Genomic DNA, 14,233 nt, shown 5'->3' with positions numbered 1-14,233 from the left:
TGGCCCGGGGTCATCGTGCGCGGGTCACGGTGTGGCGGCCCGGGTCATCGGCAGGGCGGCACGGTTCGTGGGGTGGCGTGTACCCGCGGTGGGCGGCGTCACAGCACCCGGGCAGGCATGAGAGAGTGACCGTCATGCGCGCACGCCGTCTCATCGCCGCCGCCAGTGTCGCGGCACTGGGTGTCCTCTCCCTCACCGCCTGCGGCAAGGCATCTCCGGATGTGGCCGCATACATCGGCGACAGTCGTTACTCGGTCGATCGGGTCGATGCGATCTACGCGGACGCGCAGACGCGGTACGCGGAGGCGGTACGCCAGGGCGCGGCCCAGGCCGGTCAGACCCCCGCCCCCGAGCAGCTACGTGCCGGGGTGACCCGGCAGGACGTGGTGAACCTGCTGGTCAGCATCGACCTGGGCAAGCGGGTCGTGGCCGAGAAGGGCCTCCAGGTCCCCGACCAGATCACCCCGGACCAGTTGGCCGAGCAGCTCCAGATGCCGGCGCAGGCCGAGTACGCGAAGCTCTGGGGCGAGTGGGCGGACCTGTTCGCCGTACTCAGCCAGCAGTTGCCGCCGGCCGACCTGAGCGACGAGTCGGTGATGGCGGTCTACCACGCGATCGAGAAGACCGGTGGTATCGAGGCGGGCCTGTCGGTGGCCGAGGTGCGGCAGCTCTTCGGTGACGGTGGTTTCGTCCGCAGCGCCTCGGCGCTGAGCGCCGCGCTGGAGGAGCAGGCCGACAAGGCCGACGTCGAGGTCAACCCCCGGTACCGGCCGCTGGGCGTCCCGGCCTGGGTCAACAAGGGCCAGGAGCTGGTCTTCTACGCGCTGCCGTACATCGACGCCAGCGGCCCGGTGACCGACGTGTCGACCCCCGAGCCGGTCACCAGCCCGACCGGGGCGCAGGGGCCGGTGGCCTCCTGAGCCCGTCCGACCGGATCGTCCTGCTGGTCACCTCGCCCCGGTTGCCGGCCGGTCTGCTGACCGCCGCCGCCTGGGACGTGCTCCGCTCCGCGCCGGTGCTGACCGGCGCGGAGAGCGCCCAGGCCACGGCGGTGCGCGCGGCGGGTGTCGAGGTCACCGTCGTGTCCGGCGGGGCCACCGGCGCGTTGCTGGACGCGGTGGCGGTCCACGGTACGGCGGTCTGGCTGGCCGGCCCGACCGGCGACGAGACCCTGGCCCGGGAGCTGGGCCTGCGGCTGGCCCGACAGCCGGGACTGGCCGAGTTGGAGCTGATGTACGGCTCGTGGGATCCACCCGGTGCCCGGCTGCTCGACGCGGTCGAGGTGATGGACCGGCTCGCCTCCCCGGGAGGCGACCCGTGGAAGCGGGCGCAGACCCACCGCAGCCTCGCCGGCTTCCTGATCGAGGAGTGCTACGAGGCGTACGACGCGATCAGCGCCGACGACACCGACGCGCTCCGCGAGGAGTTGGGCGACGTGCTGCTCCAGGTGCTACTGCACGCCCGCCTCGCGGAGGACCTGCCCGAGGACGAGCGGTGGAACGTCGACGACGTGGCCGGTGGCCTGGTGGACAAGATGGTCCGCCGCAACCCGCACGTCTTCGCGGGCGCCGAGACGGGCACGCTGGAGGAGATCGAGGCGAGCTGGGAGCAGATCAAGCGGGCCGAGAAGGCCCGCGCGTCGGTGCTCGACGGCATCGCCCTGAGCCAGCCCGCCCTGGCCCTGGCCGCCAAGATCCTGGACCGGGCCGGCCGGGTCGGCCTGACCGTCCCCCTCCCGTCCCCCGACACCCAGCCCGACCCCGAGTCACGCCTCGGCGCCGCCCTGCTCACCACCGTGGCGGACGCCCGTCGAGCCGGCCTCGACCCGGAAGCCGCCCTCCGCCGCACCACCCTCTCCCACGCCACCACCCTCCGCACCGCCGAAACCCCCCACCCCTGACCCCCCACCCCTGACCCCCCACCCCTGACCCCCCACCCCGAACCTCCAGCTCGTTGAGTTGATCAAGAGGTTTACGTCAGGCCCGCGCCGATCCTTGACGTAAACCTCTTGATCACCGGGGCGGGGCGGTGCGGGGCGGCGCGGGGCGGGGGTGGGGTGGGGTGGCGCAGGGGTGGGGTGGGGTGTGGGGGTGGGTAGGGTCGGGGGGTGTCCTTCTTTGTGGCGCTTGCCGAGCGGGTTGTCGACGCATTGTTGGAGAGCCGGCCGGGGCTTGCCACGTCGAGCGGTGACCACCGCTACGACGACCGGTTGCCGGACCTCTCCGTCGAGGCGGTCGGCGCGGACCGGGTGATGCTGAAGGAGGCGGCCGACGCCCTCGCCGAGGTCGACGCGGACTCACTCGACGTCGAGGAGCAGGTCGACCACGGGCTGCTCAGCGCTCTGGTCGACCGGGAACTGTTCGAGTCGAGCGAGATCCGGGCGTACGAGTGGGATCCGCTGCGACACAACCCCGGCCCGCTGCTGCATGCCCTGCTCGCCCGCCCGTACGCCCCGGTGGAGGAGCGGCTGACCCACCTGGTCGGCCGGTTGACCGCCGTACCCGATGCGCTGGCGACCGCGCGTGCGACGCTGCGCGACATGCCCCGGATCCACGCCGAGACGGCGGTCGGGCAGTTCGTCGGCGCCGCCGCGTTGATCCGTGACGAGGTGCCGCTGCTGCTCGCCCAAGCCCCCGCGCTGGACGGTGCGGTCGGGCCGGCGGCGACGGCGGCGATCGCCGCGCTGGACGAGTTCGTCGGCTGGCTGCGCGCCGGGCTGGCCGCCGACACCGGGGCGGGGCGGGATCCCCGGCTGGGGCGACGCCGCTGGGAGGCCCGGCTCTGGCACACCCTCGACACCGAGCTGGGCGCGGCCGAGGTGCAGCGCCGGGCCTGGGCCAACCTGGACCGGGTCACCGCCGAGATCCGCGCGGCGGCCGTCGAGCTGGTCGGTGGCCCGGCCGACGACGAGACGGTACGCCGGGCGCTGGACCTGCTCGCCGCCGAGCACCCCGACGACCTTTCCATCGTGGACCTCGCCTCGGTCAGCCTCGACGAGGCCAGCGACTTCGTCCGCGCCCACGACCTGGTCAGCCTGGTCGATGATCCGTGCGTGATCCAGGAGATGCCGGAGTTCGCCCGGGGCGTCGCGGTGGCGTACTGCGACTCGCCCGGCCCGTTGGAGACGGCCGACCTGCCCACCTTCTACTGCATCGCGCCGACCCCGGCGGACTGGCCGGCGCACCGGGTCGAGTCGTTCTACCGTGAGTACAACGACCACATGATCCGCAACCTGACCGTGCACGAGGCGATGCCGGGGCACTTCCTCCAGCTCGCCCACGCCCGCCGGTACACCGGCCCCACCCGGGTCCGGGCGCTCACCCAGTCGGGGGTGTTCATCGAGGGCTGGGCGGTCTACGCCGAGGAGCTGATGGCCGGCCTCGGCTTCGGCGGCCTGCCGGTACGGCTACAGCAGCTCAAGATGCAGCTTCGGATGACCATCAACGCGCTGCTCGACCAGTTGGTGCACTGCGAGGGGCTGCCCGAGGCGGACGCGTTGGCGCTGATGACCGGGCGCGGCTTCCAGGAGGAGGGCGAGGCGGCCGGCAAGTGGCGGCGGGCGCTGCTCACCTCGACCCAGCTCTCCACGTACTTCGTCGGCTACAGCGAGATGGCCGACATCGCCGCGTCCCGCCCGGTCGAGGTGCCGGTGCGGGAGTGGCACGACGCGATGCTCGCCCACGACTGCCCACCCCCGCGCCACCTCCGCACCCTGCTCGGCGTCTGAGCCGATCCCACCCACCCGGGCCGGAGCGGGCCGCCCGATCCCACCCGCCCGGCTTCGGAGCAGGCATGCCCGAGTTCCGAGCTGCCCGGCCGGGTGTGAGCGGGTCAGGCGCGGGCGGCGACGGCGTCGATCAGCCAGCGGGAGATCGAGTACGCCGGCGGCAGCTCCGCCGGCAACGCGTCCACCGGGAACCAGCGGGCCTGGACCAGTTCCCGCCCGTCCACCACCGGCTCGGCGGTGGGATCGGCGGCGGTGGCGGTGAAGCCGGCGAGCAGCACCCCCGGCCCGGAGATCGCCCAGGGCTGGCTGCCGAAGTAGGCGATCGTGCCGAGGTCGAGTCCGACCTCCTCGGTGACCTCCCGGCGGGCCGCTGCCTCCAGCGACTCGCCGGCCTCGACGAAACCGGCGACCAGCGCCCACAGCTCGGTCGGGCCGGACGCGTGGCGTACCAGCAGCAGCTCGGTGGGGCCACCGGTCGGGCCGGGACGGGTGATCGCGGTGAGCACCGCCGGGGAGAGCCGCAGCGGCACGTACAGGTCGCAGTCGGGGCAGCGCCGGGCCGTCTCGCCCGGCACCTCGGCCAACGCCGCCCGGCAGGCACCACACCAACGGTGGGTACGCCGCCAGGTGACCACCGCCAGCGCCCGCCCGGCGAGCGTGGCGAGCGGTTCGGGCAGCTCGGCGGCGAGCGCCCGCCAACTCCGCCACCGGCCGGGCAACCGTTCGCCCCCGGCTGCCTCCCGGCCCCCGGCTGCTCGGCCTGATCCGGCTGCTCGGCTCGGGTCGGCTGCTCGGGCGGGGTCGGCTGCTCGGGTCGGGTCGGCTGCTCGGGTCGGGTCGGCCGTCTCCGCCGCCCAGGCCGGCACGCCGTCCAGCGTGCCCAGCGGCACCCACTCGGTCACCGCCGGCAGCTCACCGACCCGGGGCAGGCCGCCATCGTGGGTGGTGAGGAGCCGGCGACCGGCCACCACCAGCGCCAGGTCGTCCGGGGCGGGCGCGACGGTGGCGTCCGCGCCGGGCCGGAACCCCGCGCCAGGTGGCTGGTGCGGCGGGGGGAGCGCAGTGCCGGGTGGCTCATGCGTCGGGGGCGATGGGTCGGCGAGGCCGTCGGTCGCGGTCGCGGGACCTCCGGGCGGTGGCGTGGTCACGACGACGCCGGGCGGCGGTCCGTCACCCCGGCGTTGGCCGGCAGGTCGAACGCCGTGGAGGCCACCGAGTCGGTGTAGCGGTCCAGGGCCAGTTCGACCGGTTGGCCGTCGAGGACACCGGTGAAGCTGCCGAGCACGCCCTCGCTGGTGACGCAGGCGTCGAAGTCCCCGGCGTCGCGTCGGACCTCGACGCAGGTGGCGTGGTGCCCGGTGATCGTGGTGTCGGTCTGCGTGACCTGGGCCCGCGGGTCCAGGGCGGCATCGGTGAGCAGCCCGATGACCGCGGGCGGGGTGACCAGCCCGAGCTTGCGGGCCTCGGTGAAGAGCGGGACGGCGGCCTTGCCGGACATCAGCACGGGCGGCACGACCGTGCAGGCGGTCCGCCCGGCGGTGGTCTCGCACCGGGTGATGGCCTGCTCGGAGACGGTGATCTTGCCGGCCGTCCAGGTGTACGCGGAGCGGGCCGGCTCCTTCTCCTGGGCGATGGTGATGGTCCGGCCGCCGGGGAGCCGGTACTCGGCGGTCCAGGTCCGGACCAGTGACTCGTCGAGCCGGGTGGCGAGATCGTTGACCAGATCGGCACGGCCGAGGGCGCGTTCGGCGTCGTCCAGGGTCTGACAGCCGGTGACGGTGAGCGACGTGATGACCGACACGGCGAGCACGCGGAGGGTGGTCGAGACGGCGGGCATGCCGACCAGCGTGGTCGATCGAGTCCACCGGGCGCAAACCGGTTGCCGGTTGAGGGGTGAGAATCCGGGAATGTCCGTCTCGGTGGCCTGATTAGGGGTCGGCTACGTGTGCCCGGACGCCGTGGGTCCGGGCATCGCCCGATACGCTGCGTTCAACACCTGCCTCAGCCGCACCGTCGCGGCCCATACCGGATTCGCACACACGAACGAGGAGCGACTCAGTGGCAACCATCGAGGGAATCGTCGCCCGGGAGATTCTCGACTCACGGGGTAACCCGACGGTCGAGGTCGAGGTAGGGCTGGACGACGGCACGATCGCCCGCGCCGCCGTACCCTCCGGCGCCTCCACCGGCGCTTTCGAAGCGGTCGAACTGCGCGACGGTGACAAGAGCCGCTACCTGGGCAAGGGCGTCGAGAACGCGGTCGCCAACATCGAGGACAAGATCGTCGACCAGCTGATCGGCTACGAGGCCAGCGAGCAGCGGCTGATCGACCAGAAGATGCTCGACCTCGACGGCTCCGACAACAAGGGCGAGCTGGGCGCGAACGCCATCCTCGGCGTCTCGCTGGCGGTGGCCAAGGCGGCGGCCGGCAGCGCCGAGCTGAGCCTGTTCCGCTACCTGGGCGGCCCGAACGCCCACCTGCTGCCGGTGCCGATGATGAACATCCTCAACGGTGGGGCACACGCCGACTCGAACGTCGACGTCCAGGAGTTCATGATCGCCCCGATCGGGGCCCCCAGCTTCCGGGAGGCGCTGCGCTCCGGTGCCGAGGTCTACCACGCGCTGAAGTCGGTGCTGAAGAAGAAGGGCCTCTCCACCGGCCTGGGTGACGAGGGCGGCTTCGCCCCCAACCTGCCCAGCAACGCCGCCGCGCTGGACCTGATCGCCGAGGCGGTCGAGAAGGCCGGCTACCGGCTGGGCACCGACATCGTCTTCGCCCTCGACGTGGCCGCGACCGAGTTCTTCGACAACGGCACCTACACCTTCGAGAGCACCGCGAAGAGCGCCGAGGAGATGAGCAACTACTACACCAAGCTCATCGGCGACTACCCGATCGTCTCCATCGAGGACCCGCTGGCCGAGGACGACTGGAGCGGCTGGGCGACCCTCACCGCCGCCGTCGGCGACCGGATCCAGATCGTCGGCGACGACCTGTTCGTGACGAACCCGCAGCGCATCGCCCGGGGCATCGCCGAGAAGTCCGCCAACGCCGTGCTCGTCAAGGTCAACCAGATCGGTTCGCTGACCGAGACCCTGGACGCCGTGGACCTGGCCCACCGGGCCGGCTTCAAGTGCATGATGAGCCACCGCTCCGGCGAGACCGAGGACACCACCATCGCCGACCTGGCGGTCGCCACCGGCTGCGGCCAGATCAAGACCGGTGCCCCGGCCCGTTCCGACCGGGTCGCCAAGTACAACCAGCTCCTGCGGATCGAGGAGGAGCTGGCCGACGCGGCGCGGTACGCCGGCATCGGCGCGTTCCCGCGCTACCGTTCGGCCTGACCCACCGCAACCTCGGGGGAGGGGTGTGACGATGCAGCAGCGCCGCACACCGGGTGGCCAACGCCCGGCCCGCCGACCGACCGGTCGGCCGGGCGGGGCCCGGGGCGCCCGGACGCCGCTGCGCGACGGTGGGGTCCGCGCCGATACGCGGGCCACCACGGCCCGGTCGCGGACCTCCGACGGGGTACGTTCGGCGAACCGCCCCGCGGCGGCTCGCCGGACGGCGGCCGGCGGCACCATCCGGCGGCTCACCGCACCCCACCCCCGACGGTTCACCGGGCGGGCCACCGTCCTCTTCGCGGTGCTGCTCGCGCTCGCCCTGGCGTACACCTATCCGGTCCGGGTCTACCTGGACCAGCAGGTCGACATCGAGCGGATGGAGGCCAGCCAGGCCGCCCAGCGCGAGCAGATCGCCAACCTCTCCGCCGAGGCGGCGAAGTGGCAGGACAAGGAATACATCAAGATCAAGGCGCGGGAACGGTTCTACATGGTGACGCCGGGCGAGACCCCGGTGATCGTGCTCAACGACGCGTCCGGCGCGGCCCGGGACGCCAACGGTGGCCGGCCGTCGACCCCACCCAGGACCGCGGCCCCCTGGTACGACACCCTGTGGTCGAGCGTCCAGGCGGCGAACGGCGATGCCTCGGACCAGTGAGCAGCACCCGCGTACCGAACGAGAGATGGGCACCGTGACTGTCGTACCACCGCAGGACCCGGCGGCGGACTCCGTACCCCTGCCGGAGCACCAGCCGGCCACCGAGGCCGACCTGGCCGCGGTGGCTGCGCAGCTCGGACGCCCGCCCCGGGGCACCCGGGCGGTGGCCCACCGCTGCCCGTGCGGCCTGCCCGACGTGGTGGAGACGACCCCCCGGCTGGCCGACGGCACCCCCTTCCCGACGCTGTTCTACCTGACCTGCCCCCGGGCGACGGCGGCGTGCAGCCGGCTGGAGTCGGCCGGGCTGATGAAGGAGATGGCCGAGCGACTCGCCGAGGACCCGGAGCTGGCCGACCGGTACCGGGCCGCGCACGAGGACTACTTGGCCCGCCGGGCGGCGATCGGCCAGGTGCCGGAGATCGCCGGCATCTCCGCCGGTGGGATGCCCGGCCGGGTGAAGTGCCTGCACGTGCACCTGGGCCACGCGCTCGGCGCCGGCCCGGGGGTCAACCCGTTCGGCGACGAGACGCTCGCCCTGGTGGAGAAGTGGTGGGCCGCCGGGCCGTGCGTGGACCTGCCGGCGGCGCAGTGAGATGACCGACGAGATCGTGGTCCGCCGGGCCCGCACCGGCGACGTACGCGGCATCCGGCGGCTGATCGACACCTACACCGACGACCGGCGGCTGCTCAGCAAGGCCACCGTCACCCTGTACGAGGACGTACAGGAGTTCCGGGTCGCGGTGGCCGGCGACGGCACGGTGGTCGGCTGCGGCGCGCTGCACGTGATGTGGGAGGACCTCGCCGAGATCCGTACCGTGGCGGTCGACCCGGCCTGCCGGGGGCGCAGGCTCGGCCACCGGATCGTCACCGAACTGATCGACGTCGCCCGGGAGTTGGGCATCGCCCGGATCTTCGTGCTCACCTTCGAGACGGCGTTCTTCGGCGCGTTCGGGTTCACCGAGATCGACGGTGCCCCGGTGCCGCAGCCCGTCTACGAGCAGTTGCTGCGCTCCTACGACGAGGGTGTCGCCGAGTTCCTCAACCTGGAACGGGTCAAGCCGAACACCCTGGGCAACACCCGGATGCTGTTGCGGCTGTAGGGCCGCCGACAACCGACAAGCCGGTCCGAGCCTGGCCGGTCCGAGCTGAGCCGGGCTGGGCCAGGGCCGGTGGCCGGTGGGCGGTGGGCGGTCCCGAGTGGACGGACCCGTTCCGCCCTTGACCCGTCCCGCCATCCTGGGCTGGTGACGATCGTGCGCCGGACAAGCGCGTTGCTCGCCGCCCTGGTCAGTCTCCTCGCCCTCGTCGGCGTGGCCCGGTTGATCGCCCCGGCGACCGGTGGCGTCTCCCGCCAGCCGCCCGGAGTGGACCGGCAGCTCAGCTATCTGCGCGCCGCGCTCGACGACGGTGCCGGCGAGGACGCCCAGGCGATGTTCCCGGAGGGCTGGTTCTTCGCCCACGCGCTGTACGGGCTGGCGTGGGTGGAGACCGGCCTGCGGCAACCGTCCGAGGAACGGGACGCGGCGCTGCGCGAGGCACGCTGGGCGCTGACCCGGCTGGAGTCACCGGCCGGGACGGCCCCGTTCAGCCCCGACCTGACCCCGGCGTACGGGGTCTTCCACGCCGGCTGGACGAACTGGCTGCGCGGCGGGGTGCTCGCCCTGCAACCGGCGCAGCACCGCGACCCGGCCGAGGTGCGCCGGTTCGCCGCCGCCTCAACCGCCCTGGCCGCCGCGTTCGACGCCTCGGCCTCGCCGTACCTGGTCGCCTACCCGGGGCAGGCGTGGCCGGTCGACTCCACCGTGGCGATGGCCTCGCTCCGGCTGCACGACCACCTGCTGCCGCCGCGTTTCGACCGGACTGCCCGGCGCTGGTTGGACGGGGTACGACAGCGGCTGGACCCGCGTACCGGCCTGCTGCCGCACCGGGCCGACCCGGTCACCGGCGAGCCGGCCGAGGTGGCCCGGGGCACCTCGCAGAGCGTCATCCAGCGGTTCCTGCCGGAGGTCGACCCGGCCTTCGCCCGCGACCAGTACCTGCGGTTCCGCACCGAATTCGTGGTGTTCCCGCTGAGGCTCGGCCCGGCCGTGCGGGAGTACCCGCGCGGTCTGGACGGCCCGGGGGACGTCGACTCGGGGCCGCTGCCGCTCGGGGTGAGCTTCTCCGCCACCGTGGTGACCCTCGGCGCGGCCCAGGTGCAGGGCGACGACGCGCTGGCCGGGGCGCTGGCCAACTACGGCGAGCTGGTCGGCTTTCCGCTGGACACCCCGCACACCCGACGGTACGCCTTCGGGCTGCTCCCGATCGGGGACGCCTTCCTGGCCTGGTCGAAGACCGCCCGCCCGTGGGTCTCCGCGCCGCCCGACGCGCCGCCGGTGACGGTGCCCCCGTGGTGGCGTACGCCGCTGGTGGTCCTGCTGCTCCTGCTCGGTGTGCTGCCCTGGTTGCTGCGGCGTCGGTTCCGGCGACGGCGGTCGTCGCCGCCCGGCCCGGTGGCGTCGACACCTGCCGTAGGGTTGCTGCCGTGACGACGCGTGTGGCCGCCATCGACTGCGGGACCAACTCCATCCGTCTGCTGGTCGCCGACCTGCCCGACCCGTCGGCCGGGCCGCAGGCGCCGCTGGTCGACCTGGCCCGCCGGATGGAGATCGTCCGGCTCGGCCAGGGCGTCGACCGGACCGGCCGGCTGGCCCCCGAGGCGATCGAGCGGACCCGGGTGGCGCTGGCCGGCTATGCCGCCGAGATCGAGAAGCAGGGCGTCGACCGGGTCCGGATGTGTGCCACCTCGGCGTCCCGGGACGCCTCCAACGCGGGTGACTTCCGGGCCATGGTCGAGCAGACCCTCGGCGTCGCGCCCGAGGTGGTCAGCGGCGACGAGGAGGCCCGGCTCTCCTTTACCGGGGCGGTCCGGGGGCTGCCCGCCGACGCGGAGCCGCCGTACCTGGTGGTGGACATCGGGGGCGGCTCGACCGAGTTCGTGGTGGGCACCCGCACCGGCGGCGTCCAGGCGGCGCTCTCGGTGGACATCGGCTGTGTCCGGATGACCGAACGGCACCTGCACGGCGACCCGCCGACCGCCGACGAGGTGGCCGCCGCGCAGGCCGACATCGCCGCCGCCGTCGACCGGGCGCTCGCCGTCGTCCCCGGCCGCGAGGCCGCCACCCTGGTCGGCCTCGCCGGCTCGGTCACCACCGTGGTCGCGATCGCCCAGGGCCTGCACGAGCACGACCCGGAGCGCATCCACCACGCCCGGGTGCCGTACGCCCGGGTGGCCGAGGTGACCGCCGACCTGCTGGCGAAGACCGCCGCCGAGCGGCTGGCGATCCCGGTGATGCACCCCGGCCGGGCGGACGTGATCGGGGCGGGCGCCCTGGTGCTCCGCGTCATCATGGAGCGCGCCGGAATGTCCTCGGTGGTCGCCTCCGAGCACGACATCCTCGACGGCATCGCCTGGAGCCTGCGGTAGCGGGTCCGGTCGGCGTCGAGGCTGATCCCTCGGGATCCACCGGCCGAACGGTACCGCCTCGCCTGCGTGGCGGGTGGCGTCTGCGGCGATGCCCCAGAACCCGATCCGCGCCCTGGCCACGGGCAGTATGTTCTCCATAATGGTTACCACGGTCGATCTCCCGGACGGACTCCACGAGCGGCTCAAGGAGCTGGCCGACGAGGAGCACAGGTCGATGAACGCCACTATCGTGGTGGCGGTCGAGGAGTATGTCGCCGCCCGGAGCCGGCGGGCCAGGGTGCGGGAGCTTGCCCGGGACGTCGCCGAGCGCGACGCCGAACTGCTCCGCCGGTTGGCGCAGTGATCAACTACCTCGACGTCGAGGATCTGATGGAGATCGCCTCGGTGGTCCTGGGCGACGTGCCCCAGGTTCGCGACCCCGGGTTGCTCTCTTCTGCGGCGTTCCGTCCGGGCACCGTGGCGTTCGGCCAGGAGGTCTATCCGGACCTGTGGGGCAAGGCGGCCGCCGATCTGTATGAACCACGCGCTGCTCGACGGGAACAAGCGTCTCGCCCGGGTGTTTCTCGCCCTCAACGACGAGGTGATCAGGGACGTCGACGTGGATCAGGCGGAGGCGTTGGTGATGTCGGTGGCGAGCGGCGTGCTGACTGAGGTCGCCGACGTCGCCCGCGAGCTTCGGAAGCTCTACGTCTGACAGGCTCGGCGCATCGTCGGCGCTGACGAGGTAGTGCGTTCTTGACGGTACTTCGCAATGCGCAGTAGTGTGTGATGCGTGGACACCACACAGTTGCTCAAGGGTGTGCTCGACCTGGCTGTTCTCGCCGTGCTGCGCGACTCCGACGGCTACGGCTACGACATCCTCCGCCGGCTCCGCGAGGCCGGCCTGGAGGAGGTCGGCGACGCCTCGGTCTACGGCACGCTGCGCCGACTCTTCGCCGCCGGCCTGCTCACCACGTACGTGGTGCCGAGCGAGTCCGGCCCGCACCGCAAGTACTACGCGCTCAACGCCGCCGGCCGTGACCAGCTCACCCGCTCCGGCAAGACCTGGCGCGCGTTCGCCACGACGATGGACCAGCTGCTCGACGATCGGGGGATGGCGGCATGACCGTCACTGGGCAGGAGATCACGGACTACGTCGAGCGGGTGCGGGCCGCACTGGCCGACCTGCCACCGCAGGCCCGCGACGAGCTGACCGAGGATCTGCCGGAGCACCTCACCGAGGTCGCCGCCGAGGCCGACGGCTCGCTGGTCGACCGGCTGGGCAGCCCCGAGGCGTACGCGGCAGAGCTGCGTGCCGCCGCCGGGGCGGGTGACCCGGCGGCCGGTCGGCGGGCCCTCGAACGGCGGATCGCCGCCGTCGTGGGTCGCACCCGGGCCCGGGTCGCCAGGATCGACGCCCGGGTCGGCCCACTGTTCGGGCACGCCACGGCCGGCGAGTTCCTGCGGCTGCTCCGCCCGGCCTGGTGGGTGACCCGCGCCTACCTGGCCGCGATGCTGGTCACCGGCATCAGCACCACCGGCCCGCTCGGCCTGCTGCCCCGGTTCGACGACAACGAGTTCGTCGGCCTGCTGATGTTCGTCGGCCTGCTGTTCGTCTCCATCTGGTTGGGCCGCCGCACCCCCGAGCTACGTTCCTGGCGGCGCTGGGCGGTGCACGCCGGTGCCGTGGGGCTGGCGCTGTTCGCGATCGGCGCGGTGGCGAACGTGGACGATCACGCCCGATCCGGCTACGGCTACGGCTACGGCTACGAGTCGACCTCCGTGCAGAACCCGTACGACGAGGTGCAGGACGTCTACGTCTACGACAGCGAGGGCCGGCTGGTGGAGAACGCCCGGCTCTTCGACCAGAACGGCACTCCGATCCGGCTGGGCTGGCCGGCCTGCGACGATCCCGCCCTGCCCGACGTCGACCCGGTGCAGCGCAGCTACCCGTACTGCCCGCAGCAGGCGCCGTTCCGGCCGCGTCCGCCGGCCGCCGCCCCGTTCCCACCCGGGTCGTCCGTCGCCACCGCCGTTCCGGGCGTCTCGCCGTCGCCGACCCGGACACCGACGGCCACCGTGCCGGGCGCTCCCGCCCCCACCGGGACGACCCCGGCGAATCCGTCCGCGACGCCGTCGGTGTCCGGGCCGGCGGGCGAGCCGCTGCCCACCGCCACCCGCTGACCGGCCGATCCTGGGAAATGGCTGAACGGACGATGGGGGCGGGGCAGCGCACGCTGATCTTCGTCGCTACGTTGTCGTCTGCTCATCTCGCCCCTCGGAAGGAATCCCCGTGTCAGAGCAGGCCGCACCGCCCCCCGCGCCACCGGCAGAGCAGGCAGGTCAGCCCGAGCCGGTCAGCACTGCGCCCGCCGCCGAGCCCCAGCAGCCGGAGCAGCCGGAGCAGCCGAAGGGCGGGGGCGCGAAGAAGGCGCTCGGCATCATGGGCGCGATCGTCGCCTTCCTGGTGATCGCCGCCCTGAAGTTCGGGGTCGCCAGCGCCATCGGCAACTTCCTCAACCCGGACGAGACGGCCGAGGCGAAGGCCGGCGACTGCATCGCCGAGCTGCCCGAGGTGACCGGCACCGAGGAGCAGTCGGTCAGCGACGCCAAGGTGGTCGAGTGCACCTCGACCGAGGCCGTCTACAACGTGGTCGGCCGGGTGGAGAACCAGACCGAGTCGCAGGCCAAGGCGGGCAAGGCGTGCGAGCAGTACCTCAAGGAAGGTGACGACGCCTACCTCTTCTACAACATCGCCCCGGGCGGCAAGGGCTACCTGCTCTGCCTGACCAAGAAGGCCTGACCAAGAAGGTCTGACCAGGGCCGGAACACCCAGGGCCGGACCGGGCCGGGAACACCCGCCAGGTCTGACCGGGCCACGACAGCAGCCTGCCGACGGCGGCGCGGGAACCTCCGCGCCGCCGCCGTGTGCTGCGCCGCCGGGCGGTGAATTCGAGGTGTATGCCACTGTTCCGGCATCTTCCCGGCACGCGTACGGCGTGACAGGCTACCGACACGTAGGAACGCCCTGCGACCAGCCGACGATGACTGACCGACAGGAGGA

Annotated in this window: 16 protein-coding genes; 14 read left to right on the top strand and 2 right to left on the bottom strand. The window is 73.0% G+C overall.

Translation table 11 applies throughout. The annotated features are described in order from the left end of the window. The first annotated feature begins 134 nt into the window (after window positions 1-134). The 3 genes from ACIG87_RS17855 (at window position 135) to ACIG87_RS17845 (ending at window position 3,727) form a co-directional block, all read left to right on the top strand. Window positions 135-920, top strand: a complete 786-nt coding sequence (locus tag ACIG87_RS17855; protein ID WP_396851603.1) for a hypothetical protein — start codon at window positions 135-137, stop codon at window positions 918-920. Further along, window positions 917-1,900, top strand: a complete 984-nt coding sequence (locus ACIG87_RS17850; protein WP_396851823.1) for a nucleoside triphosphate pyrophosphohydrolase — start codon at window positions 917-919, stop codon at window positions 1,898-1,900. Before ACIG87_RS17855 ends, ACIG87_RS17850 begins: the two co-directional genes overlap by 4 nt. Before the next feature lie 207 nt (window positions 1,901-2,107). Further along, window positions 2,108-3,727: a DUF885 domain-containing protein gene (locus ACIG87_RS17845; RefSeq protein ID WP_396851602.1), complete on the top strand. Its 1,620-nt coding sequence runs from the start codon at window positions 2,108-2,110 to the stop codon at window positions 3,725-3,727. A 104-nt stretch (window positions 3,728-3,831) separates the two neighbouring features. On the opposite strand, the gene ACIG87_RS17840 is transcribed toward ACIG87_RS17845, so the two are convergent. Continuing rightward, on the bottom strand, window positions 3,832-4,875 hold the full coding sequence (locus tag ACIG87_RS17840) for an NAD(+) diphosphatase (protein ID WP_396851601.1): 1,044 nt from the start codon (window positions 4,873-4,875) through the stop codon (window positions 3,832-3,834). Then, entirely contained in the window at window positions 4,872-5,564 is a 693-nt protein-coding gene (locus ACIG87_RS17835; protein ID WP_396851600.1) for a hypothetical protein, read from the bottom strand. Before ACIG87_RS17835 ends, ACIG87_RS17840 begins: the two co-directional genes overlap by 4 nt. A gap of 221 nt (window positions 5,565-5,785) precedes the next feature. Between ACIG87_RS17835 and eno the strand changes: the two genes are divergently transcribed. The 11 genes from eno to ACIG87_RS17780 all read left to right on the top strand — a co-directional run bounded on the left by eno (window position 5,786) and on the right by ACIG87_RS17780 (window position 13,972). Then, the gene (gene eno / locus ACIG87_RS17830; RefSeq protein ID WP_396851599.1) at window positions 5,786-7,069 is read left to right on the top strand and encodes a phosphopyruvate hydratase; all 1,284 of its coding nucleotides are present in this window, start codon (window positions 5,786-5,788) and stop codon (window positions 7,067-7,069) included. A 31-nt stretch (window positions 7,070-7,100) separates the two neighbouring features. After that, the gene (locus tag ACIG87_RS17825) at window positions 7,101-7,724 is read left to right on the top strand and encodes a septum formation initiator family protein (RefSeq protein WP_396851598.1); all 624 of its coding nucleotides are present in this window, start codon (window positions 7,101-7,103) and stop codon (window positions 7,722-7,724) included. 34 nt (window positions 7,725-7,758) lie between these two features. Further along, entirely contained in the window at window positions 7,759-8,316 is a 558-nt protein-coding gene (locus ACIG87_RS17820) for a DUF501 domain-containing protein (RefSeq protein ID WP_396851822.1), read from the top strand. A 1-nt stretch (window position 8,317) separates the two neighbouring features. Then, entirely contained in the window at window positions 8,318-8,824 is a 507-nt protein-coding gene (locus ACIG87_RS17815; RefSeq protein WP_396851597.1) for an amino-acid N-acetyltransferase, read from the top strand. A 144-nt stretch (window positions 8,825-8,968) separates the two neighbouring features. Then, on the top strand, window positions 8,969-10,252 hold the full coding sequence (locus ACIG87_RS17810) for a hypothetical protein (protein WP_396851596.1): 1,284 nt from the start codon (window positions 8,969-8,971) through the stop codon (window positions 10,250-10,252). Window positions 10,253-10,260: 8 nt separating this feature from the next. Beyond that, window positions 10,261-11,190 (top strand): exopolyphosphatase, encoded by a 930-nt coding sequence (locus tag ACIG87_RS17805; RefSeq protein ID WP_396851821.1) that lies wholly within the window; start codon window positions 10,261-10,263, stop codon window positions 11,188-11,190. Between the two features lie 139 nt (window positions 11,191-11,329). Next, entirely contained in the window at window positions 11,330-11,533 is a 204-nt protein-coding gene (locus tag ACIG87_RS17800; protein ID WP_396851595.1) for an Arc family DNA-binding protein, read from the top strand. 171 nt (window positions 11,534-11,704) lie between these two features. Beyond that, on the top strand, window positions 11,705-11,884 hold the full coding sequence (locus tag ACIG87_RS17795; protein WP_396851594.1) for a hypothetical protein: 180 nt from the start codon (window positions 11,705-11,707) through the stop codon (window positions 11,882-11,884). A 78-nt stretch (window positions 11,885-11,962) separates the two neighbouring features. Next, on the top strand, window positions 11,963-12,295 hold the full coding sequence (locus ACIG87_RS17790; RefSeq protein WP_067307540.1) for a PadR family transcriptional regulator: 333 nt from the start codon (window positions 11,963-11,965) through the stop codon (window positions 12,293-12,295). After that, complete coding sequence (locus ACIG87_RS17785) at window positions 12,292-13,353, top strand: HAAS signaling domain-containing protein (RefSeq protein ID WP_396851593.1); 1,062 nt, start codon at window positions 12,292-12,294, stop codon at window positions 13,351-13,353. Before ACIG87_RS17790 ends, ACIG87_RS17785 begins: the two co-directional genes overlap by 4 nt. 109 nt (window positions 13,354-13,462) lie before the next feature. Then, complete coding sequence (locus tag ACIG87_RS17780) at window positions 13,463-13,972, top strand: hypothetical protein (RefSeq protein ID WP_396851592.1); 510 nt, start codon at window positions 13,463-13,465, stop codon at window positions 13,970-13,972. The last annotated feature ends 261 nt before the right edge of the window (window positions 13,973-14,233 follow it).

It is taken from the genome of Micromonospora sp. NPDC051925, from assembly GCF_044548625.1.
GTDB lineage: Bacteria > Actinomycetota > Actinomycetes > Mycobacteriales > Micromonosporaceae > Micromonospora.
The sequence above is the reverse complement of the archived record's forward strand: the minus strand, read 5'-3'. Positions and strand labels throughout refer to the sequence as shown.